Here is a 22,768-nt window from a genome sequence, read left to right on the forward strand (position 1 = left end):
CGCCCATTCCGGAGGAGCGACCATGGCATTCGGCGGACTCGAGCACCACAAGACGTCCGCGCCGATGGCGGAGATCAACATGACTCCGCTGATCGACGTGATGCTGGTGCTGCTCGTCATCTTCATCATCACCGCGCCGCTGATGACGCACGCGATCCGGCTCGACTTGCCGAAAGTCGCGGCCAGCGTCGCGCGCGACACGCCGCAATCCGTCACCTTGTCGATCGACGACGCGGGCAAGCTGTACTGGGACGACTCACCGGTCGCGCTCGATGCGCTGCCCGCGCGCTTCCGGGCCGCCGCCGCGGGCGGCGCGCCGCCCGAGTTGCGGCTGCGCGCGTCGCGTGCGACCCGCTACGACGTGATCGCGCAGGTGATGGGCGCCGCGCAGGCCGCCGGCCTCACGCGGATCGGCTTCGTGACCGACGTGCCGCCGCAGGCGGGCGGTTCCGCGGCGGCGCCCGCCGTGCCGGCCAACCGCTGAGCGGAGCCGGCGGGCCTGTCCCGGCCACGGGATCGGGCCGCACGCCGCAAGACCGGTCGAATGGGCCGGCGCGGACGGTATAATCAACGTTTTTCCCGGTTGGCAGGCTTTTTTCAGGTAACCCGGAATTTTCCAGGCTACCCGGGCATGCTGCGGGTTACCCGGAAAATGCCCGGCAACCGCGAACAGGTCCGGCTACAGCGAACCTGCAGGTCCGCCGGGCAAGCACGATTTTCGATCCACTCCTGCGCGCGCGCCGTCGCGTCGCTTAAAGCCTAGTCCGAACCACACCATGCACGAGAGATACGTACCCGCCGACGTCGAAGCCGCCGCCCAGGGCGACTGGCGCGCAGCCGACGCCTACAAGACGAAGGAAGATTCGCAGAAGCCGAAGTTCTACTGCGTGTCGATGCTGCCGTACCCGTCCGGCAAGCTGCACATGGGTCACGTGCGCAACTACACGATCAACGACGTGATGTACCGCTATCTGCGGATGAACGGCTACAACACGCTGATGCCGATGGGCTGGGACGCGTTCGGGATGCCGGCCGAGAACGCCGCGATGGCTAACGGCGTGCCGCCCGCGAAGTGGACCTACGACAACATCGACTACATGAAGGGCCAGATGCAGTCGATGGGCCTCGCGATCGACTGGTCGCGCGAAATCGCGACGTGCAAGCCCGACTACTACAAGTGGAACCAGTGGCTGTTCCTGAAGATGCTCGAAAAGGGCATCGCGTACAAGAAGACGGGCACCGTGAACTGGGACCCGGTCGACCAGACCGTGCTCGCGAACGAGCAGGTGATCGACGGCCGCGGCTGGCGGTCGGGCGCGCTCGTCGAGAAGCGCGAGATCCCGATGTACTACCTGCGCATCACGCAGTACGCGGATGAGCTGCTGAACGACCTCGACGGCCTCGGCTGGCCCGAGCGCGTGAAGATCATGCAGCAGAACTGGATCGGCAAGAGCTTCGGCGTGAACTTCGGCTTCCCGTACGAACTCGACGGCGAGAAGAAGCTGCTGCGCGTGTTCACGACGCGTGCCGACACGATCATGGGCGTCACGTTCTGCGCGATCGCGGCCGAGCATCCGCTCGCCACGCGCCTCGCGCAGGACAAGCCCGAGCTGCTCGCGTTCATCGACGAATGCAAGCGCGGCGGCGTCGCCGAGGCTGACGTCGCGACGATGGAGAAGAAGGGCGTCGCGACGGGCTTCTCGGTCACGCATCCGCTGACCGGCGAGCCGGTCGAGGTGTGGATCGGCAACTACGTGCTGATGAGCTATGGCGAAGGCGCGGTGATGGGCGTGCCGGGCCACGACGAGCGCGATTTCGCGTTCGCGAAGAAATACGACCTGCCGATCAAGCAGGTGATCTCGGCCGAAGGCCAGCAGTACTCGCTCGACGCCTGGCAGGAGTGGTACGGCGACAAGGAAACCGCGGTCTGCGTGAACAGCGGCAAGTACGACGGCCTGCACTATGCGGAAGCCGTCGACGCGGTCGCGGCCGACCTGAACGCCGGCGGCTTCGGCGACAAGCAGGTCACGTGGCGCCTGCGCGACTGGGGCGTGTCGCGCCAGCGCTACTGGGGCACGCCGATCCCGATCATCCACTGCCCGTCGTGCGGCGACGTGCCGGTGCCCGAGCAGGATCTGCCCGTCGTGCTGCCGGAAGACCTCGTGCCGGACGGCTCGGGCAACCCGCTCGCGAAGTCGGAAGCGTTCCTGAACTGCACGTGCCCGAAGTGCGGCGCGGCGGCCAAGCGCGAAACCGACACGATGGACACCTTCGTCGATTCGTCGTGGTACTTCTCGCGCTACACGGCGCCGGACGCCGAGACGATGGTCGACGCGCGCACCGACTACTGGATGCCGATGGACCAGTACATCGGCGGCATCGAGCACGCGATCCTGCACCTGCTGTATTCGCGCTTCTGGACCAAGGTGATGCGCGACCTCGGCCTCGTGAAGTTCGGCGAGCCGGCGAAGAACCTGCTCACGCAGGGCATGGTGCTGAACGAGACGTACTACCGCGAGGACGCATCGGGCAAGAAGACCTGGTACAACCCGCTCGACGTGACGGTCACGCACGACGACAAGGGCCGCCCGGTCGGCGCGACGCTGAACGCGGACGGCCAGCCGGTCGTGCTCGGCGGCATCGAGAAGATGTCGAAGTCGAAGAACAACGGTGTCGATCCGCAGCTGTTGATCGACCAGTACGGCGCCGATACCGCGCGCCTGTTCACGATGTTCGCCGCGCCGCCCGAGCAGCAGCTCGAGTGGTCGGGTGCGGGCGTCGAGGGCGCGAGCCGCTTCCTGCGCCGCGTGTGGAGCTTCGGCGCGACGAACCGCGAAGCGCTCGCCGCGCGCGCGGGCTTCGATGCGGCCGCGCTCGGTGACGCCGACAAGGCGCTGCGCCGCGAGATCTACAGCGTGCTGAAGCAGGCCGATTTCGACTACCAGCGCCTGCAGTACAACACGGTCGTGTCGGCCGCGATGAAGATGCTGAACGCGATCGACGGTGCGAAGGGCGCGACGCCCGGCGTGCTGCGTGAAACGTACGGCGTGCTGCTGCGTGTGCTGTACCCGGTCGTGCCGCACGTCACGTTCGAGCTGTGGAAGGCGCTGGGCTATGCGGACGAATTCGGCCCGCTGCTCGACGCACCGTGGCCGAAGGTCGACGAGGCCGCGCTCGAGCAGGCCGAGATCGAACTCGTGCTGCAGGTGAACGGCAAGGTGCGCGGCGCGCTGAAGGTGGCGAAGGACGCGAGCCGCGAGGCGATCGAAGCCGCGGCAGTGGCCGACGACGCGTTCGCGAAGTTCAGCGACGGCAAGCCGGCGAAGAAGATCGTCGTCGTGCCGGGCCGCCTCGTGAACATCGTCGTCTGACGGCCGCTGGCCATCGGACGTACCCAGAAGGAGCGAAGGTGATCCGCAGATCGTTTTTGATGCTCGCTGTCGGCAGCGCGGTTGCACTGTCGGCATGCGGCTTCCAGTTGCGCGGCCAGCAGGACTACGCGTTCAAGCACCTGCTGATCGCCGGCGCGCCGGCGCCGGTCGAGGCGCGTCTCGTGCGCCTCGTCGAGGCCGGCAGCGACACGAAGATCGTCAAGTCGGCGGACGACGCCGACGCCGTGCTGACCATGTGGGAATCGCGTGGCCAGAACACGCTGACGCTCAACAAGTACGGTTCGGCGCAGGAATACGCGCTCTTCTATACGTTGCGTTATCAGTTGACGAGCAAGGACGGCACCGTGCTGATCCCGCCGAGCGCGATCGCGCTGAACCGCGCGATGACGTACAGCGATCAGTACACGAACGCGAAGGCGCAGGAAGCGGACCTCCTGTACGCCGACATGCAGAGCGACGCGGTCGACCAGCTGATGCGGCGTCTCGCGATCGTCCATTCGCTGACGCCGGCGCCGGAAGACGTGGTGCCGGGCGTCGCACCGCGCGCGCCGCTGCCGCCGCCGCCGCTCTGATCGACGGCGCACGTATCGATGCAACTGCGACTTGATGCGCTGGAGCCGCACCTCGCGAAGGGGTTGGCCGGGCTCTATACCGTCTACGGCGACGAGCCGCTGCTCGCGCAGGAAGCGTGCGACCGCATTCGTGCGGCCGCGCGCGCGGCCGGCTTCACCGAGCGTTCGGTGCATACGGTCGAGCGCGGCTTCGACTGGAGCGTGCTGCTCGGCGCGACCCAGGCGATGTCGCTGTTCGGCGAGCGCCAGCTGATCGAGCTGCGCATTCCGTCGGGCAAGCCCGGCAAGGAAGGCGCCGATGCGCTGAAGACGCTCGCGGCCACGCCGAACCCCGACGCGCTGATGCTCGTCACGCTGCCGCGTCTCGACGCGGCCACGCAGAAATCCGCGTGGTTCACCGCGCTGCAGAACGGCGGCGTCGCGCTGAAGATCGATCCGGTCGACCGCGCGCAGCTGCCGAACTGGATCGGCCAGCGCCTCGCGCTGCAGGGACAGCGCGCCGCGCCCGGCGAGGACGGGCGGCGCGCGCTGCAGTTCATCGCCGAGCGCGTCGAAGGCAACCTGCTCGCCGCACACCAGGAAATCCAGAAGCTCGGGCTGCTGTATCCGCAGGGTGCGCTGTCGTTCGAGCAGGTGCACGACGCGGTGCTGAACGTCGCGCGTTACGACGTCTTCAAGCTGAACGAAGCCATGCTCGCCGGCGACGCCGCGCGGCTCGCGCGGATGATCGACGGGCTGAAGGGCGAGGGCGAGGCGATCGTGCTCGTGATGTGGGCCGTCGTCGAGGAATTACGCACGCTGCTGCGGATCAAGCGCGGCACGACGGCCGGCAAGCCGCTGGCAACGCTGCTGCGCGAGAACCGTGTGTGGGGGCCGCGCGAGCGGCTGATCGGTCCCGCGCTGAATCGCGTGTCCGAAGCCGTGCTCGAGAAGGCGCTCGCATTTGCCGCGAAGCTCGACCGTCAGGTCAAGGGGCTCACGGCCGTCGCGCCGGGGCGCCGTACGCAGGACGAACCGCCGCCCGATCCGTGGGACGGGCTGTTCCAGCTCGCGATGACGGTGGCCGGTGCCCGCGGCGAGCGACCGCCGACCGCGGGGCGCGTGCGACGCTAAGTCCCGTTCGGGCCTTCAGCGCGCGCTGCGCAACCCGCTTACAATGTTTCGATGGCTGGCGCGGCCTTCCGGCCGCCGCCGCTCACGCTTCCCCACGAATTCATGCCGCCCCGCGCGGCGCGCTTCTCGAGTCACACGATGGATATCGATCAGTACATGACCGACCTGGGCCGTCGCGCCCGGCACGCTTCCCGCGCGATGGCGCGCGCCAGCACGGCGGCGAAGAACGCGGCGCTCGACGCCGTGGCGCGCGCGATCGAACGCGACGCACAGGTGCTGAAGGACGCGAATGCGCGCGATGTCGCCCGTGCCCGTGAAAAGGGGATGGATGCCGCGTTCGTCGATCGCCTGACGCTGTCGGACAAGGCGCTGAAGACGATGGTCGAGGGCTTGCGCCAGGTGGCGTCGCTGGCCGATCCGATCGGCGAGATCAGCAACCTCAAGTACCGCCCGAGCGGCATCCAGGTCGGCCAGATGCGCGTGCCGCTCGGCGTGATCGGCATCATCTACGAATCGCGCCCGAACGTGACGATCGACGCGGCGGCGCTGTGCCTGAAGTCGGGCAACGCGACGATCCTGCGCGGCGGCTCCGAGGCGCTCGAATCGAACGCGGCGCTCGCGAAGCTGATCGGCGAAGGGCTCGAGGCAGCCGGCCTGCCGCAGGACGCGGTGCAGGTCGTCGCGACGGCCGATCGCGCGGCGGTCGGCAAGCTGATCACGATGACCGAGTACGTCGACGTGATCGTGCCGCGCGGCGGCAAGAGCCTGATCGAGCGCCTGATCAACGAGGCGCGCGTGCCGATGATCAAGCACCTCGACGGCATCTGCCACGTGTACGTCGACGATCGCGCCGATCTCGCCAAGGCGCTGACCGTCTGCGACAACGCGAAGACGCACCGCTACGGCACCTGCAACACGATGGAGACGCTGCTCGTCGCGAGCGGCGTCGCGGCGAAGCTGCTGCCGCCGCTCGGCAAGCTGTATCGCGACAAGCAGGTCGAACTGCGCGTCGACGCGGCCGCGCGCGCGGTGCTCGCCGATGCGGGCGTCGGCCCGCTCGTCGATGCCACCGAGGAAGACTGGCACACCGAGTATCTCGCGCCGGTGCTCGCGATCAAGGTCGTCGACGGCCCCGACGCCGCGATCGAGCACATCAATCACTACGGCTCGCACCACACGGACGCGATCGTCACCGAGGATCACGACCGCGCGATGCGGTTCCTGCGCGAGGTCGACTCGGCGAGCGTGATGGTCAACGCATCGACGCGCTTCGCGGACGGCTTCGAATTCGGCCTCGGCGCGGAAATCGGCATCTCGAACGACAAGCTGCACGCGCGCGGCCCCGTCGGCCTGGAAGGCTTGACGTCGCTGAAGTACGTCGTGCTCGGACACGGCGAAGGCCGCCAATAAACAGCGAGGCGCACAATCGATGGCGATGCTCTGGGTCAAGACGTTCCATATCGTTCTGATCGCCGCGTGGTTTGCAGGGTTGTTCTACCTGCCGCGCATCTACGTGAACCTGGCCATGGAAACCGATCCGGCCGCCGTGCGTCGCCTGCTGCTGATGGCGCGCAAGCTGTTCCGCTTCATGACGATGATCGCGGTGCCGGCGCTGGCCTGCGGGCTGTGGCTCTGGCTGTCGATCGGCATCGGGCAGGGGCAGGGCTGGATTCACGCGAAGGTGACGGTCGTGCTGCTGCTGATCGTCTATCACGCGTATTGCGGGTATCTGCTGCGGGTGTTCGAGCGCGGCGAGAACCGCCGCACCGACAAGTGGTATCGCGTGTTCAACGAGCTGCCGGTGCTCGGCATGCTCGCGGCGGTCGCGCTGGTCGTGATCAAGCCGTTCTGAGCGGCATCGCCGGCGCAGTTGCCGGCGCGGCCTGATAGGCAAACGGCGCCCTGCGGGGCGCCGTTTGTCGTTTACGGTTTGTGCACGCGGTCGGCGCGGGCGTCTGCTCAATCCTTCGTGCCGTCGTCGATCCGGCGGCGCGTGATCGCCTCCTTCGCGCGGCCGACCCGTTCCATCAGCGCGGGGCCGCGTGACAGCGCGACGCCGACCGCGAGGATGTCGCCGATCGCGAGATGCGACATCCGCGACGTCATCGGCGAGAACACGTCCGTTTCCTCCGCGACGTTCGACGCGAGACTCACCGTCGCGAGCTTCGCGAGCGGCGAATGGCTCTGCGTGATCGCGACGACCTTCGCGCCGCACGCGAGTGCGGAGCGCGCGGCGTCGACGATGTCGCGCGTGCGGCCGGTGTTCGAGATCGCGACGACGACGTCGTGCGGGCCGAGCAGCGCCGACGACATCGAGAACGTGTGCGGATCCGAATACGCGACGCTCGGCACGCCGAGCCGGAAGAACTTGTGCTGGATGTCCTGCGCGGCGATGCCCGAGCCGCCGGCGCCGTAGAACTCGATCCGCGACGCGTTCGACAGCAGCCCGATCGCCTCGGCGACGCTGCCGGCGGACAGGCTGTTGCGCACCTCGATCAGTGCACCGATCGTGCGGTCGAACACCTTGCCGATGATGCCGGGCGCCGGTTCGTCGGGCTCGACGTCGCGATAGACCGACGACACGCCCGGCGCGACGCTCTGCGCGAGCCGGATCTTGAATTCGCGAAAGCCGCTGCAGCCGAGCGCCTGGCAGAAGCGGGCGATCGTCGGCTGGCTGACGCCCGCGCGCGTCGACAGCTCGGTCATCGCGAGGTCGAGCACCTCGCGCGGCGCGGCGAGGATGTAGTCGGCGAGCTTGCGCTCGGACGGGCGCAACTCGGTGCGGATCGCTTCAATGCGGGGCAGCATGGGACGGCAGGCAGAAATCGGGTTCGGATGAGCGAGTGTATCGCAATCGAATTGTAGAAAATCTACAAGAAAATACTAGCGTGGGCGCAGTGCTTTCAGTGAGGTTGGTTAGGGTTTTCACTAGGTTGTGCCTTACTGGTAGCGGGAATGGGGGTTGCGGGTCGACGAATCCGCATTGCATGCTTGTAGTTTTTCTACTAGACTGGCTTCGTTCTGTCGACGCATTCGACCGTCCCCACGATTCCAACCGCCGGTGTCGGCCGGCATACAGGAGCGCCCAGCATGACGTCGCTGCACCCCACTCTGGCGAAGGTCACCGAACGCGTGATCGCCCGCAGCCAATCGACCCGTTCCGCCTATCTGCAGCGCATCGACGGCGCGCAGGGCAAGTTCCCGGCACGCGGCGCGCTATCGTGCGCGAACCTCGCGCACGGCTTCGCCGGCCTCGAGGGTAACGACAAGTTCTCGATCAAGGCGATCCGCGAGCCGAACATCGGCATCGTGTCCTCGTACAACGAGATGCTGTCCGCGCATGCGCCGTACAAGGATTTCCCCGAGATCATCAAGACGGCCGCGCGCGAGAACGGCGGGGTCGCGCAGTTCGCGGGCGGCGTGCCGGCGATGTGCGACGGCGTCACGCAGGGCAACCCGGGGATGGAGCTGTCGCTGTTCTCGCGCGAGGCGATCGCGATGGGCACGGCGATCGCGCTCACGCACAACATGTTCGACGCGGCGCTCTGCCTCGGCATCTGCGACAAGATCGTGCCGGGTTTGCTGATCGGCGCGCTGCAGTTCGGCCACCTGCCGACGATCTTCGTGCCGGCCGGCCCGATGACGAGCGGCCTGTCGAACGACGACAAGGCGAAGATCCGCCAGCAGTTCGCGACCGGCCAGGTCGGCCGCGACGCGCTGCTCGAAGCCGAATCCGCCGCCTATCACGGCCACGGCACCTGCACGTTCTACGGCACCGCGAACAGCAACCAGATGCTGATGGAGCTGATGGGGCTGCATCTGCCGGGCTCGGCATTCGTCCACCCGCACACGCCGCTGCGCACCGCGCTCACCGCCGAGGCTGCGCGCCGCGTGCTCGACCTGACCGTCGAGCGCGGCCACTACACGCCGATCGGCCACGTGATCGACGAGAAGGCGATCGTCAACGGGATCGTCGCGCTGCTCGCGACGGGCGGCTCGACCAACCACACGCTGCACCTCGTCGCGATCGCGCGCGCGGCCGGCATCCTGATCGACTGGAACGATTTCGACGAACTGTCGGCCGTCGTGCCGCTGCTCGCGAAGATCTACCCGAACGGCAAGGCCGACGTGAACCATTTCCACGCGGCGGGCGGCGTGGCCTTCCTGGTACGCAACCTGCTCGAAGGCGGGCTGCTGCACGAGGACGTGACGACGGTCGCCGGCAAGGGTCTCGCGCACTACACGAAGGAGCCGAAGCTGATCGACGGCAAGCTGACGTGGGTCGACGGCGCGGCCGAGAGCCACGACACGAAGGTGCTGCGCGGCATCCGCGACCCGTTCCAGCCGGACGGTGGCCTGCGCCTGATGCAGGGCCGGCTCGGCCGCGGCGTGATCAAGATTTCGGCGGTCGCGCCCGAGCACCGCAAGGTGACGGCGCCTGCGATCGTGTTCGATTCGCAGGAAGCCGTGCAGGAAGCATTCGATCGCGGCGAGCTGAAGCGCGATTTCGTCGCGGTGGTGCGCTTCCAGGGCGCGCGCGCGAACGGGATGCCCGAACTGCACCGTTTGACGCCGCTGCTCGGCGTGCTGCAGGATCAGGGCTTCCACGTCGCGCTGGTTACCGACGGCCGCATGTCGGGCGCGTCGGGCAAGGTGCCGGCCGTGATCCACGTGTCGCCGGAAGCGCTGCTGGCCGGCCCGCTCGGCAAGGTGAAGACGGGCGATACGCTCGTGATCGACGCGGAAGCCGGCGTGCTCGACATCGAGGTCGACGCCGCCGAGTGGCAGGCACGCCCGGTCGCGCAGCCGCTGCACCAGGCCGAGAACGAGGTCGGTTTCGGGCGTGAACTGTTCGGCGTGTTCCGCGCGGCCGCCGCGCCGGCCGAGCAGGGCGCATCGGTTTTCGGCGCGCTGGTCGGCGAAACGGCCGCCCACGTCGCCGCATGAATTTCAAGGAGCCAATTCAATGAAGACGATTGCTGAAATCGTGAAGCTGGGCCCGGTCATCCCGGTGCTCGCATTCGACTCGGTCGAGCAGGGCGAACACGTGTCGCGTGCGCTGCACGCAGGCGGCGTGAAGGTGCTCGAGATCACGCTGCGCACGCCGGCCGGCCTGGAAGCGATCCAGCGCGCCAGCCAGCTCGCGGACGACATCGTCGTCGGCGTCGGCACGATCACGAAGCCCGAGCATTGCGAGCAGGCCAAGCGCGCGGGCGCGAAGTTCGGCGTGTCGCCGGGCCTGACGAAGGAGCTGCACCTCGCGTCGCTCGACGCGGGCCTGCCGCTGCTGCCGGGCGTGATGACGCCGAGCGACATCATCCAGGCGCTCGAATTCGGCTACGAGATCGTGAAGTTCTTCCCCGCGCAGCAAGCGGGCGGCGTGCCGATGCTGCAGGCGTTCCACGGCCCGTTCCCGGCGCTGAAGTTCTGCCCGACCGGCGGCATCACCGTCGAAACCGCGCCGAATTTCCTGAAACTGCCGAACGTCGTGTGCGTCGGCGGTTCGTGGCTCACGCCGAAAGCCGCGCTCGCCGCGCAGGACTGGGCCGAAGTCACGCGCCTCGCGCAAGCCGCGAGCCAGCTTCCCCGATAAGACTTGTACGAGATGACGGTTTGACCCTCGGAAAGCGAGCCTTAGTGCTTGTTTTACCGAGGGTTTTTGCTGATGGAACCGGTTCTATCCGTGGACCGTAAAGATAAGTAAAATTCAGCGTCCTGACGGGGTGGGTACCCCCCGTGTTTCGGAGACCTGCATAGCCGGGCATACTCGCAACAACTCGCCCGGTTCGAACAATTCTAGGAGGAGTGCCACATGGGGGCTGTCCAAGGCAGCATGCTGCTCGTATTCACGCTGATCGCGATTGCCGCGCTGATCCTGATGATCGCGCGCTACAAGATCTACCCGTTCCTGGTGCTGATCATCGTGTCGCTCGGCCTCGGCCTGGCCGTCGGCATGCCGATGGACAAGATCGTCAAGTCGTTCGAGACGGGCACCGGCGGTACGCTCGGCCACATCGCGATCGTCGTCGGCCTCGGCACGATGCTCGGCAAGATGATGGCCGAATCGGGCGGCGCCGAACGGATCGCGACCACGCTGATCGACTGGTTCGGTGAAAAGAACATCCACTGGGCGATGATGTTCGTCGCGATCATCGTCGGCCTGCCGGTGTTCTTCGAAGTCGGCTTCGTGCTGCTGATCCCGATCGCGTTCAACGTCGCGAAGCGCACCGGCAAGTCGCTGCTCGTCGTCGGCCTGCCGATGGTGGCCGGCCTGTCCGTCGTGCACGGCCTGATCCCGCCGCACCCGGCCGCGCTGCTGGCCGTTCAGCAATACGGCGCCGATATCGGCAAGACGATCGCGTTCGGCCTGATCGTCGGCGTGCCGACCGCGATCATCGCGGGCCCGCTGTTCGCGCTGACGATCTCGAAGTTCGTGAAGCTGCCGGAGAACAACCCGCTCGCCGCGCAGTTCGTCGACTCGCGCGCGAACGGTGAAAAGCGCGAACTGCCGAGCTTCGGCATCACGCTGTTCACGATCCTGCTGCCCGTCGTGCTGATGCTCGTCGGCAGCTGGGCCGACCTGGTGTTCACGCCGAAGTCGCTGCCGAACAACCTGCTGCGCTTTGCCGGCAACTCGGACGTCGCGCTGCTGATCGCCGTGCTCGTGAGCTTCTTCACGTTCGGCAAGCTGCAGGGCTTCAACCGCGACCAGATCCAGAAGTTCTGCGGCGAATGCCTGGCACCGATCGCGGGCATCACGCTGATCGTCGGCGCGGGCGGCGGCTTCGGCGGCGTCCTGCGCGACAGCGGGATTTCGCAGCAGATCGTCGAGACCGCGAAGCACGCGCACCTGTCGCCGCTGCTGCTCGGCTGGTTCGTCGCCGCGCTGATGCGTCTCGCGACGGGTTCGGCGACGGTCGCGATGACGACGGCCTGCGGCATCGTCGCGCCGATCGCGGCGGCGTCCGGCGCGGCGGTCAGCCCGGAACTGCTGGTGCTCGCCACCGGCTCGGGCTCGCTGATCTTCTCGCACGTGAACGACGGCGGCTTCTGGCTGATCAAGGAATACTTCGGGATGACGGTCGGTCAGACGTTCAAGACCTGGTCGTTGCTCGAAACGATCATCTCGGTGCTCGGCCTCGGCTTTACACTGCTGCTGAGCATGGTTCTGTAACAAGGGGTAGTCAATGATTCTGATCGCAATGGGCGTGTCGGGCGCCGGCAAGTCGCTGATCGGCGAAATGCTGGCGGAACGCCTGTCGTGCAGCTATACCGATGGCGACGCGTTTCACAGCGCGGCGAACAAGGAAAAGATGCACCACGGCATTCCGCTGACCGACGACGACCGCTGGCCGTGGCTGCGCACGATCCGCGCGGCCATCGAGGAAAAGCAGCGTGCCGGTGAGACGGCCGTGTTCACGTGCTCGTCGCTGAAGCGGTCGTACCGCGACGTGCTGCGCGGCACCGACACCGACGTGCGGTTCGTGTATCTGAAGGGTTCGTTCGAGGTGTTGCACGAGCGCCTGAAGAGCCGCACCGGCCATTTCTTCGATCCGTCGCTGCTGAAGAGCCAGCTCGACACGCTCGAGGAGCCGGGCCCGGACGAAGCGATCGAGGTCAGCATCGAGCTGACGCCCGAGCAGATCGTCGATCAGGTCATGCTGAAGATCGGCATCGCGCAGCAGCACTGAGCGCGGTTCGCGGCAATCGTCATGGAAAAGGCGCCTTCGGGCGCCTTTTTCGTTGGCGGCTCGTCTTCGCGGGCCGGTCAGGCCGCGTGCGCCTGCTTCGCGATGCCGTCGAGCAGCACGTCGAGCATCGTGTCGTGCACGGCGGCCGGATCGAGCTGCGCATAGAGCGGGGCGGCCGCCTTGACGAGCGGATGCGCGGCGTCGGACAGCGCTGCCATTTCCGCGAGCTCGACGTCGTTCGCGGCGCGCGTGAGGCCGCCGGCTTCGGCCGCGGCCAGCCCGATCACGCTCGCATACCAGCCGACGCACACCGACGGCAGCGCCGCGCGCGGGATGCCGGCGTCGGCCAGCGCGCGATGCACGGCCTCGATGTGCGCGAGATCGGCCGGCCCGGTGCTCATGTGCCGCTGCAGCAGCGCGAACGCCGCCGGGTAGCGCAGCGCGAGCGCGCGGTACTGGCGAGCGAGGTCGCGCAGCCGTTCGCGCCACGGCAGTGCGGCGTCGACCGGCACGAGCGAGCGCGACAGCGCGTTCGCGATCGCACGGCTCAGGCCTTCCTTCGACTTGAAGTGGTACAGCACGCTCATCGGGTCGCAGCCGACCGACTGCGCGAGCTTGCGCACGCTGAACGCGGCTTCGCCGACGTCTTCGAGCAGCGCGAGCGCGGCCGCGACGATCGCATCCTTGTCGAGGCCGCGCGGGCCCTGGGCGGGTTTGTCTTTCATCGATGCGGGCTGGCGAGCCGGTGCGGCACCGGCTGTAAACTTGACGAAAGCTTATTCTACACTGTAGAATTATTTCTGCGGTGTAGAAATTGGGTGTCCCGGCACCTTTCAATACGTGCTTTCGCACAGTCCGGGATCCAGGCGGCACGAGCGTGCCGCCGTCAACACGGGCCATCACGCCCCTTTTCTCGTTGACACCCATGTGGAACCGGCTGCCCCACCCGCGAAGCCTCGACGCAACGAGGCCCTTCGACAGGCGGCCCAAGACCATGCAAGTGCAATCATGACTTTCAACAATCAACCCCTGATCCAGGGCGAATCGCGTTTCGAACAAACGCAACTGAACATCGAAAAAGACAACTGGAACTGGTGCGACCCGGCCCGCTACGACGGCGAGCGCCCGGCGAACTGGTATGAAGCGTCGCTGTCACGCCACGCGAACAGCGCGCCGCTCGCGCACGACGCCGTCTGCGACGTGCTCGTGATCGGCGCGGGCCTGCTCGGCGCGTCGGCCGCGCTGCATCTCGCGGAAGCGGGTGTCGACACGATCCTCGTCGACAAGCACCACGTCGGCTCGGCCGCATCGGGCCGCAACGGCGGGCAGCTCACGCCCGGCCTCGCGCGCTGGGAAGCCGCCGACATGATCGACTACCTGTCCCACGACGACGCGAAGCGGCTGTGGCGCTTCGCGTCGGCCGAATCGATGGACCTGATCGATGCGATCGGCGCACGTTACGCGCTCGAGCTCGACCGCAAGCGCGGCCACATCACCGCGGCGGTTCACCCGGGCCACATGAGCGCGCTGCTGGACGGCGCGGATGCGCGCCGTCATCTCGGCGACGCGGGCGTGACGCTCGTCGGCCGCCATCAGCTGCATGACGACTACGTGCGCTCGGGGCTGTACCACGGTGCGGCGATCGACGCGATCGGCGGACAGATTCATCCGCTCGCGCTGGTGCGCGGCCTCGTGCACGGCTTCCGGCTGAACGGCGGCGCGCTGTTCGAGGGCACCGAGGTGCTCGAGCTCGACGAGACGCCGGAGGGCGTCGTCGCGACGACGCCGGGCGGCACGATCACCGCGCGCCGCGGCGTCGTGCTCGCGCTGCACAACACGACGTTCCGGCTGCTCGACGACGGCGCGGCGACCACGGTGCCGTTCTTTACCTACGTGAGCGTGACGGCGCCGCTCGACGTCGACGTCGCGACGCTGATGCCGGCCGGCATGCCCGTGTACGACACGCAGTTCCAGATCGACTATTACCGGCCGGTCCGCGGCAACCGCCTGCTGTTCGGCGGGCAGGGCACCGGCACGTGCTGGGCGCAGCCCGACGTGAACGCGTACCTGCTGACGCGGCTGAACACGGTGTTCCCGCAGCACGACGGCCGTTTCGCGCTCGACTACTGCTGGAGCGGCGTCAGCGACTTCACGCTGAACGGCGCGACCGACAGCCGCAAGACCGACGGCCGTGTGCCGATGTACATGGTGCAGGGCTGGAGCGGCCACGGCGTCGCGCAGACGGTGCGGATCGGCAAGGCGATCTGCGACGATTTCGTCGGCCGTAACGACGATTTCTCGATGCTGACCGGCATCGACCATCGCGCGATTCCGCTCGGCCGCCAGTTGTCGCCGATCGCGATTCCCGCCGCGAAGGCCGCGATGAGCGTGATGAGCGCGCTCAACCCGGGGCGGATGATCTCGTTCTGATGCTGCCGCGGCAGGCAACGAAAAAGCCCGATGCGATTGCTCGCATCGGGCTTTTTTACGTGCGCAGACGGCGGCGCTTACGCGATCCGCTTCGCGAGTTCGACGGCCTTGCCGATGTACGACGCCGGCGTCATCGCGAGCAGGAGATCCTTCGCGTCTTGCGGGATCGCGAGCGTGCCGACGAATTCCTGCAGCGCTTCGCGCGTGATGCCCTTGCCGCGCGTCAGTTCCTTCAGCTGCTCGTACGGGTTCTCGATGCCGTAGCGGCGCATCACCGTCTGCACCGGCTCGGCGAGCACTTCCCAGCAGTTGTCGAGGTCTTCGTTCAGGCGCTGCGGGTTCACTTCGAGCTTGTCGAGGCCGCGGATCAGCGAGTCGTACGCGAGCAGCGAGTAGCCGAGCGCGACGCCCATGTTGCGCAGCACCGTCGAGTCGGTCAGGTCGCGCTGCCAGCGCGACACCGGCAGCTTGTCGGCGAGGTGGCGCAGCGTCGCGTTCGCGAGGCCGAGGTTGCCTTCCGAGTTCTCGAAGTCGATCGGGTTGACCTTGTGCGGCATCGTCGACGAGCCGATTTCACCGGCCTTCGTCTTCTGCTTGAAGTAGCCGACCGAGATGTAGCCCCACACGTCGCGGTCGAGGTCGAGCAGGATCGTGTTCGCGCGCGCCACGGCGTCGAACAGCTCGGCCATGTAGTCGTGCGGCTCGATCTGGATCGTGTACGGGTTGAACGTGAGCTTCAGGCGGTTCTCGATCACGTCGCGCGAGAACGCTTCCCAGTCGAATTCCGGATACGCCGACAGATGCGCGTTGAAGTTGCCGACCGCGCCGTTCATCTTGCCGAGGATCTCGACCTTCTCGATGCGCGTGATCGCACGGGCGAGGCGGGCCGCGACGTTCGCGAGTTCCTTGCCGAGCGTCGTCGGACTGGCCGGCTGGCCGTGCGTGCGCGACAGCATCGGCTGCTCGGCGTGCGCGTGCGCGAGTGCGACGAGGCGCTGGTAGACCGTGCGCAGGGCCGGCAGGATCACGTGCTCGCGCGCACCGGCGAGCATCATGCCGTGCGACGTGTTGTTGATGTCTTCCGACGTGCACGCGAAGTGGATGAATTCGCTGGCCTTTTCGAGTTCTTCCTGGCCCTTCACCGATTCCTTCAGCCAGTATTCGACGGCCTTCACGTCGTGGTTCGTCACGCGCTCGATGTCCTTGATGCGGGCGGCGTCGTGCGCGGTGAAGCGCTCGGCGAGCTGCAGCAGGAACTGTTCGGACGCATCGGAGAAGCGCGGGACTTCCGCGAAGCCGGCGCGCGACAGCGCGATCAGCCAGTGCACCTCGACGGTGACGCGGTGGCGCATGAAGGCGGCTTCGGAGAGCCAGTCGCGCAGCGCTTCGGTCTTGCTGGCGTAGCGGCCGTCGATGGGCGAAAGCGCGGTGAGGGCGAAAAGCGTATCGGGACGAGTGTCGGACATGATCGGGCGGGCCTTGGGGCCGGGTCGAGCGAGGGGAGGGAGAATCCGGCATTTTACCATTGGCGCGGGACGATCCCGGCCGCACGCGGCCGGCGGGCGCCGCCGCGCGCGGATACCGCGCCGGCGCGCGTGCGCGGCAGGGCGCCGGGCCGCTCGCCGCGCCGCCGGCGGGGCCCGCCCGCCGGTAGAATGCAGGCTTCTTCCCGACTGTCGCCCGCCGCGCCCGCCTGCATGGAACTGAAATGGCTCGAAGACTTCGTTTCGCTCGCGGAAACGCGCAGCTTTAGCCGGTCCGCCGAGCTGCGGCACGTGTCGCAGCCGGCGTTTTCGCGGCGCATCCAGGCGCTCGAGGCGTGGCTCGCGACCGAACTGATCGATCGTTCGGTTTATCCGACGCGGCTCACGCAGGCCGGGCAGATCTTCTACGAACAGGCGCTGACGATGCTGTCGCAGGCGCACGAGGCGCGCACGCTGCTGCGCGGCCACGTCGGCGCGCCGGTGCCGACGATCGAGTTCGCGGTGCCGCATACGCTGTCGCTCACGTATTTCCCGCGCTGGCTGCAGCGGATCGAGGCGAAGATGGGCCAGGTCCACACGCGGCTGCGGGCGCTGAACGTGCACGACGCGGTGCTGTCGCTCGTCGAGGGCGGCTGCGATCTCGTGATGGGCTACCACCACCCGAGCCATCCGGTCGCGCTCGACCCGGCGCGCTACGACATGCTGATTCTCGGCAGCGAGCCGATCAGCCCGTTCTCGGCGCCGGGCCGCGCGGGGCGGCCGCGCTATACGCTGCCCGGCACGGCCGACGCGCGCGTGCCGTACCTGTCCTATACGCCGAACGCGTATCTCGGCCGGATGACGGAAGTCATCGTCGCGAATGCGACGACACCGCTGTTCCTCGATCGCGTCTACGAGACCGACATGGCCGAAGGGCTGAAGGCGATGGCGCTCGCGGGCCACGGGGTCGCGTTCCTGCCGCACAGCGCGGTCGAGGATGCGGTCGCGGGCGGCCGCCTGATCCGGCTCGACCGGTCGGTGCGCGGCGGCGCGCACCCGTTCACGCTGACGATGGAGATCCGGCTGTACTGCGACAAGCTCGCGCTGCAGGGCGACGATCCCCGCCAGAAGCTCGTGCGTGCGCTGTGGGACGTCGTGCGCGACGAATTGCGCGAAACCGCGGGTTAACCGCCGGCCTGCTGTCGTCGAGCTTGCGAAGCCTGTCGGACGGCTGTCCGGCGGCCGTCCCGCCGCCAGGAAACACGATTTTTCACGTACGCGATGCACGATCGATCGCGGGCGTTCTTGCGCAAATCGACCGCGGATTTGCGAAAAATCGCGATCATGCAAGAAACGCATAATCGAATAAGCAAACGGCATTGGATAAAAAAAACGGGTTTTTCGACAATGTGCGCACCTGTTGACCGTTGGAGCATCCATGTCTTCGCAATTGCAGTCCATCCCGTCCTACCTGCACGCCGACGATCTCGGCCCGTGGGGCAACTACCTTCAGCAAGTCGATCGCGTCGCGCCGTATCTCGGCTCGCTGTCGCGCTGGCTCGAAACGCTGAAGCGCCCGAAGCGCATCCTGATCGTCGACTGCCCCATCGAGCTCGATAACGGGACCGTCGCGCACTTCGAAGGCTATCGCGTGCAGCACAACGTGTCGCGCGGCCCGGGCAAGGGCGGCGTGCGTTACCACCAGGACGTGACGCTGTCGGAAGTGATGGCACTGTCCGCATGGATGTCGGTCAAGAACGCGGCCGTGAACGTGCCGTACGGCGGCGCGAAGGGCGGTATCCGCGTCGACCCGCGCAAGCTGTCGCGTGGTGAGCTCGAGCGCGTGACGCGCCGCTACACCAGCGAAATCGGCATCATCATCGGCCCGAACACCGACATTCCGGCGCCGGACGTCAACACCAACGAACAGGTGATGGCGTGGATGATGGACACGTACTCGATGAACCAGGGCCAGACGTCGACCGGCGTCGTGACCGGCAAGCCGATCGCGCTCGGCGGTTCGCTCGGCCGCAAGGAAGCAACGGGCCGCGGCGTGTTCGTCGTCGGCAGCGAAGCGGCGAAGAAGAAGGGCCTCGAGATCGAAGGCGCACGCATCGCGGTGCAGGGCTTCGGCAACGTCGGCGGCATCGCGGCGAAGCTGTTCCAGGAAGCGGGTGCGAAGGTGATCGCGGTGCAGGATCACACGGGCACGATCTACCAGCCGGCCGGTCTGGATTCGAACAAGCTGCTCGACCACGTCGCACGCACGGGCGGCGTCGCGGGCTTCGAAGGCGCGGAGCCGATGCCGAATGACGAGTTCTGGACGGTCGAAACCGACATCCTGATCCCGGCGGCACTGGAAAACCAGATCACCGAGAAGAACGCAGGGAAGATCCGCACGAAGATCATCGTCGAAGGCGCGAACGGCCCGACGACGACGGCGGCGGACGACATCCTGACCGCGAACGGCGTGCTGGTGATTCCGGACGTGATCGCGAACGCGGGTGGCGTGACCGTGTCGTACTTCGAATGGGTGCAGGATTTCTCGAGCTTCTTCTGGACGGAAGACGAGATCAACCACCGTCTCGAACGCGTGATGCGCGAAGCGTTCTCCGGCGTGTGGGCGGTCGCGGAAGAGCACAAGGTGTCGGTGCGTACCGCAGCGTTCATCGTTGCGTGCAAGCGCATCCTGATGGCGCGCGAAATGCGCGGCCTGTACCCCTGATCGGCAGTTGCCGATTTCAGATCGGTTGACTACGATCAATCCATGACGCAATCCATCCGGTTGCGTGCATGAACCCTCGCGGGCGGTGCCGAATCCGGCATCGCCCGCGCGCGCATTCAGGCGCCGGAAGGGGCGCCCGAAGCCGGGAGGAAGGCTTCGCGCAGCGCGATTCGTAGTGCGGTAAACAACCAGTACTTTCAAAAATATTACTTTGATACACTGGCGCGGGTTTTAGCCAAGGAGATGACCAAAATGAAATACCAAAAGGCAGTCCTGATGTTCGCGGCGCTTTGCGCGTTCGCAAGCGGCGCGCATGCTCAGGAGACGGGCACGCTGAAGAAGATCAAGGACACGGGCGTGATCGCGCTGGGGCACCGCGAATCGTCGATTCCGTTCTCCTACTACGACCAGAACCAGCAGGTAGTCGGCTATTCGCGCGAATTCCAGCTGAAGGTGGTCGACGCGGTGAAGAAGAAGCTGAACCTGCCGAACCTGCAGGTGAAGAACATTCCGGTCACGTCGCAGAACCGCATCCCGCTCGTGCAGAACGGCACGGTCGACATCGAGTGCGGCTCGACCACCAACAACGCGGAACGCCAGCAGCAGGCCTCGTTCTCCGACACGATCTTCGTGATCGGCACGCGCCTGATGACGAAGAAGGATTCGGGCGTCAAGGATTTCGCCGACCTGAAGGGCAAGACGGTCGTGACCACCGCCGGCACGACGTCGGAGCGCCTGCTGCGCAAGATGAACAACGACAAGCAGCTCGGCATGAACATCATCAGCGCGAAGGATCACGGCGATTCGTTCAATACGCTGGAATCGGGCCGCGCGGTCGCGTTCATGATGGATGACGCGCTGCTCGCGGGCGAGCGCGCGAAGGCGAAGCAGCCGGGCGAGTGGGTGATCGTCGGCACGCCGCAATCGGAAGAGGCGTACGGCTGCATGATGCGCAAGGGCGATGCGGACTTCAAGAAGGTCGTCGACGACGCGATCTCGCAAGTCGAGAAGTCGGGCGAAGCCGCGAAGATCTACGCGAAGTGGTTCGAGAACCCGATCCCGCCGAAGGGGCTGAACCTCAACTTCCCGCTGTCCGATTCGATGAAGAAGCTGTACGCGAACCCGAACGACAAGGCGCTCGACTGACCGCACGGCCGTTGATGCAGAAATGACGCTAATGAGACGGAAGAGGCCCCGCTTCTTCCGTCTCTTTTTGCTGGAGTCTTGCCCATGTCTTACCACTGGAACTGGGGCATCTTCCTGAGCCCCGTATCGACCGGCGAGCCGACGACTTATTTCGGATGGCTGATGTCCGGCTTCTGGGTGACCATCGAAGTGTCGCTCGTCGCCTGGGTCATCGCGCTGATCGTCGGTTCGCTGTTCGGCGTGCTGCGCACCGTGCCGAACAAATGGCTGTCCGCGATCGGCACCCTGTACGTGTCGATCTTCCGGAACATTCCGCTGATCGTGCAGTTCTTCATCTGGTATCTCGTGATACCGGAGCTGCTGCCCGCGTCGATCGGCACCTGGATCAAGCAGTTGCCGCCCGCCACGCAGTTCTTTACCGCGTCGATCATCTGTCTCGGCCTGTTCACGGGCGCGCGCGTGTGCGAACAGGTGCGCTCGGGGATCAACGCGCTGCCGAAGGGCCAGCGCGCCGCCGGTCTCGCGATGGGCTTCACGCAATGGCAGACGTACCGCTACGTGCTGCTGCCCGTTGCGTACCGGATCATCGTGCCGCCGCTCACGTCGGAATTCCTGAACATCTTCAAGAACTCCGCCGTCGCGTCGACGATCGGCCTGCTCGACCTGTCCGCGCAGGCGCGCCAGCTCGTCGACTACACCGCGCAGACGTATGAATCGTTCATCGCGGTGACGCTCGCCTACGTGATCATCAACCTCGTCGTGATGGCGTTCATGCGCTGGATCGAAGGCCGTACGCGGCTGCCCGGCTATATCGGAGGCAAGTGATGCATCAGTTCGACTGGAGTAGTATTCCCGGCGCGCTGCCGACGCTGTGGACGGGGGCGGTCGTCACGTTCCAGATCACGCTGATCGCGATCGTGGTCGGGATCGTCTGGGGCACGCTGCTCGCGCTGCTGCGGCTGTCCGGCGTGACGCCGCTCGCATGGTTCGCGAAAGCGTACGTGACGGTGTTCCGTTCGATCCCGCTCGTGATGGTGCTGCTGTGGTTCTTCCTGATCGTGCCGCAGCTGCTGCAGGGCGTGCTCGGGTTGTCGCCGACGATCGACATCCGTCTCGCCTCGGCGATGGTCGCGTTCTCGCTGTTCGAAGCCGCGTATTATTCCGAGATCATCCGCGCCGGCATCCAGGCGGTGCCGCGCGGGCAGGTGAATGCCGCGTTCGCGCTCGGCATGAACTACGCGCAGGCGATGCGCCTCGTGATCCTGCCGCAGGCGTTCCGCGCGATGGTGCCGCTGCTGCTCACGCAGGCGATCGTCCTGTTCCAGGATACGTCGCTCGTGTACGTGATCAGTCTCGCGGACTTCTTCCGCACGGCGGCCAACATCGGCGATCGCGACGGCACGACCGTCGAGATGGTCCTGTTCGCCGGCGCATGCTATTTCGTGATTTGCTCGTTGGCGTCTGCACTCGTCAAGGGTCTCCAGAAAAAGGTCACAAGATGATTTCCATCAAGAACGTTTCGAAGTGGTACGGCCAGTTTCAGGTTCTCACCGACTGCACGACCGAGGTCAAGAAAGGCGAAGTGGTCGTCGTGTGCGGCCCGTCGGGCTCGGGTAAATCCACGCTGATCAAGACCGTGAACGGCCTCGAGCCGTTCCAGCAGGGCGAGATCCTCGTGAACGGCCAGTCGGTCGGCGACAAGAAGACGAACCTGTCGAAGCTGCGCTCGAAGGTCGGGATGGTGTTCCAGCATTTCGAGCTGTTCCCGCACCTGTCGATTACCGAGAACCTGACGCTCGCGCAGATCAAGGTGCTCGGCCGCGGCAAGGACGAGGCGAACGAGAAGGGCATGAAGCTGCTCGACCGCGTCGGCCTGAAGGCGCATGCGCACAAGTTCCCGGGCCAGCTGTCGGGCGGCCAGCAGCAGCGTGTCGCGATCGCGCGCGCGCTGTCGATGGATCCGATCGCGATGCTGTTCGACGAGCCGACGTCCGCGCTCGACCCCGAGATGATCAACGAAGTGCTCGACGTGATGGTCGAACTCGCGCAGGAAGGGATGACGATGATGGTCGTCACGCACGAGATGGGCTTCGCGAAGAAGGTCGCGCACCGCGTGATCTTCATGGACAAGGGCGCGATCGTCGAGGACGACCGCAAGGACGATTTCTTCTCGAATCCGAAATCGGAACGCGCGAAGGACTTCCTCGCGAAGATCCTGCACTGAGCGTTCGCGCCC

20 protein-coding genes are annotated in these 22,768 nt (G+C 66.4%); 17 read left to right on the forward strand and 3 right to left on the reverse strand.

Annotated features, from left to right (window positions below; translation table 11 throughout):
- Positions 1-22: 22 nt before the first annotated feature.
- The 6 genes from QZM35_RS28990 (at position 23) to QZM35_RS29015 (ending at position 6,929) form a co-directional block, all read left to right on the forward strand.
- A complete protein-coding gene (locus QZM35_RS28990; protein ID WP_069247121.1) occupies positions 23-484 on the forward strand; it encodes a biopolymer transporter ExbD in 462 nt (153 codons plus the stop codon).
- Positions 485-776: 292 nt separating this feature from the next.
- Positions 777-3,371, forward strand: a complete 2,595-nt coding sequence (gene leuS / locus QZM35_RS28995) for a leucine--tRNA ligase (RefSeq protein ID WP_089424481.1) — start codon at positions 777-779, stop codon at positions 3,369-3,371.
- Between the two features lie 38 nt (positions 3,372-3,409).
- Positions 3,410-3,964, forward strand: a complete 555-nt coding sequence (lptE, locus tag QZM35_RS29000) for an LPS assembly lipoprotein LptE (protein WP_069247123.1) — start codon at positions 3,410-3,412, stop codon at positions 3,962-3,964.
- 18 nt (positions 3,965-3,982) lie between these two features.
- Entirely contained in the window at positions 3,983-5,077 is a 1,095-nt protein-coding gene (holA, locus tag QZM35_RS29005) for a DNA polymerase III subunit delta (protein ID WP_175238201.1), read from the forward strand.
- A gap of 138 nt (positions 5,078-5,215) precedes the next feature.
- The gene (locus QZM35_RS29010) at positions 5,216-6,487 is read left to right on the forward strand and encodes a glutamate-5-semialdehyde dehydrogenase (RefSeq protein WP_301777326.1); all 1,272 of its coding nucleotides are present in this window, start codon (positions 5,216-5,218) and stop codon (positions 6,485-6,487) included.
- Positions 6,488-6,506: 19 nt separating this feature from the next.
- Positions 6,507-6,929, forward strand: coding sequence for a CopD family protein (locus tag QZM35_RS29015; protein WP_089424484.1), 423 nt, complete (start codon positions 6,507-6,509; stop codon positions 6,927-6,929).
- Between the two features lie 107 nt (positions 6,930-7,036).
- Here QZM35_RS29015 and QZM35_RS29020 read toward each other — a convergent pair whose 3' ends face one another.
- Entirely contained in the window at positions 7,037-7,885 is an 849-nt protein-coding gene (locus tag QZM35_RS29020; protein ID WP_039361495.1) for a MurR/RpiR family transcriptional regulator, read from the reverse strand.
- Positions 7,886-8,167: 282 nt separating this feature from the next.
- Here QZM35_RS29020 and edd point away from each other — a divergent pair, with 282 nt between their 5' ends.
- The 4 genes from edd to QZM35_RS29040 all read left to right on the forward strand — a co-directional run bounded on the left by edd (position 8,168) and on the right by QZM35_RS29040 (position 12,768).
- Positions 8,168-10,024, forward strand: a complete 1,857-nt coding sequence (gene edd / locus QZM35_RS29025) for a phosphogluconate dehydratase (RefSeq protein WP_301777327.1) — start codon at positions 8,168-8,170, stop codon at positions 10,022-10,024.
- 19 nt (positions 10,025-10,043) lie between these two features.
- Entirely contained in the window at positions 10,044-10,670 is a 627-nt protein-coding gene (gene eda / locus QZM35_RS29030; RefSeq protein ID WP_011350938.1) for a bifunctional 4-hydroxy-2-oxoglutarate aldolase/2-dehydro-3-deoxy-phosphogluconate aldolase, read from the forward strand.
- 219 nt (positions 10,671-10,889) lie between these two features.
- Entirely contained in the window at positions 10,890-12,251 is a 1,362-nt protein-coding gene (locus QZM35_RS29035) for a GntP family permease (RefSeq protein ID WP_089424488.1), read from the forward strand.
- Positions 12,252-12,264: 13 nt separating this feature from the next.
- Positions 12,265-12,768, forward strand: coding sequence for a gluconokinase (locus QZM35_RS29040; protein WP_089424489.1), 504 nt, complete (start codon positions 12,265-12,267; stop codon positions 12,766-12,768).
- 77 nt (positions 12,769-12,845) lie between these two features.
- Here QZM35_RS29040 and QZM35_RS29045 read toward each other — a convergent pair whose 3' ends face one another.
- Positions 12,846-13,493 (reverse strand): TetR/AcrR family transcriptional regulator, encoded by a 648-nt coding sequence (locus tag QZM35_RS29045; RefSeq protein WP_301777328.1) that lies wholly within the window; start codon positions 13,491-13,493, stop codon positions 12,846-12,848.
- A gap of 283 nt (positions 13,494-13,776) precedes the next feature.
- Between QZM35_RS29045 and QZM35_RS29050 the strand changes: the two genes are divergently transcribed.
- Positions 13,777-15,198, forward strand: coding sequence for an FAD-binding oxidoreductase (locus tag QZM35_RS29050; protein ID WP_301777329.1), 1,422 nt, complete (start codon positions 13,777-13,779; stop codon positions 15,196-15,198).
- Between the two features lie 77 nt (positions 15,199-15,275).
- Here the strand turns inward: QZM35_RS29050 and purB are convergent, their stop codons facing one another.
- Positions 15,276-16,664 carry an adenylosuccinate lyase gene (gene purB / locus QZM35_RS29055; protein ID WP_043191242.1) on the reverse strand — a complete coding sequence of 463 codons (1,389 nt, stop codon included), beginning with the start codon at positions 16,662-16,664 and terminating at the stop codon, positions 15,276-15,278.
- A 231-nt stretch (positions 16,665-16,895) separates the two neighbouring features.
- Between purB and QZM35_RS29060 the strand changes: the two genes are divergently transcribed.
- From QZM35_RS29060 to QZM35_RS29085, 6 genes are all read left to right on the forward strand, one after another.
- Complete coding sequence (locus QZM35_RS29060) at positions 16,896-17,849, forward strand: LysR substrate-binding domain-containing protein (RefSeq protein ID WP_089424492.1); 954 nt, start codon at positions 16,896-16,898, stop codon at positions 17,847-17,849.
- 250 nt (positions 17,850-18,099) lie between these two features.
- Complete coding sequence (locus QZM35_RS29065; RefSeq protein ID WP_011350945.1) at positions 18,100-19,386, forward strand: Glu/Leu/Phe/Val dehydrogenase; 1,287 nt, start codon at positions 18,100-18,102, stop codon at positions 19,384-19,386.
- 252 nt (positions 19,387-19,638) lie between these two features.
- The gene (locus QZM35_RS29070) at positions 19,639-20,532 is read left to right on the forward strand and encodes a glutamate/aspartate ABC transporter substrate-binding protein (protein ID WP_174973240.1); all 894 of its coding nucleotides are present in this window, start codon (positions 19,639-19,641) and stop codon (positions 20,530-20,532) included.
- A gap of 84 nt (positions 20,533-20,616) precedes the next feature.
- Positions 20,617-21,357 (forward strand): amino acid ABC transporter permease, encoded by a 741-nt coding sequence (locus tag QZM35_RS29075; protein WP_089424494.1) that lies wholly within the window; start codon positions 20,617-20,619, stop codon positions 21,355-21,357.
- Positions 21,357-22,034 (forward strand): glutamate/aspartate ABC transporter permease GltK, encoded by a 678-nt coding sequence (gene gltK / locus QZM35_RS29080; RefSeq protein WP_089424495.1) that lies wholly within the window; start codon positions 21,357-21,359, stop codon positions 22,032-22,034. Before QZM35_RS29075 ends, gltK begins: the two co-directional genes overlap by 1 nt.
- Positions 22,031-22,756, forward strand: a complete 726-nt coding sequence (locus QZM35_RS29085; RefSeq protein WP_046544940.1) for an amino acid ABC transporter ATP-binding protein — start codon at positions 22,031-22,033, stop codon at positions 22,754-22,756. The genes gltK and QZM35_RS29085 overlap by 4 nt, the downstream gene beginning before the upstream one ends.
- Positions 22,757-22,768 lie beyond the last annotated feature (12 nt).

This window comes from Burkholderia sp. AU45274, from assembly GCF_030482505.1.
GTDB lineage: Bacteria > Pseudomonadota > Gammaproteobacteria > Burkholderiales > Burkholderiaceae > Burkholderia.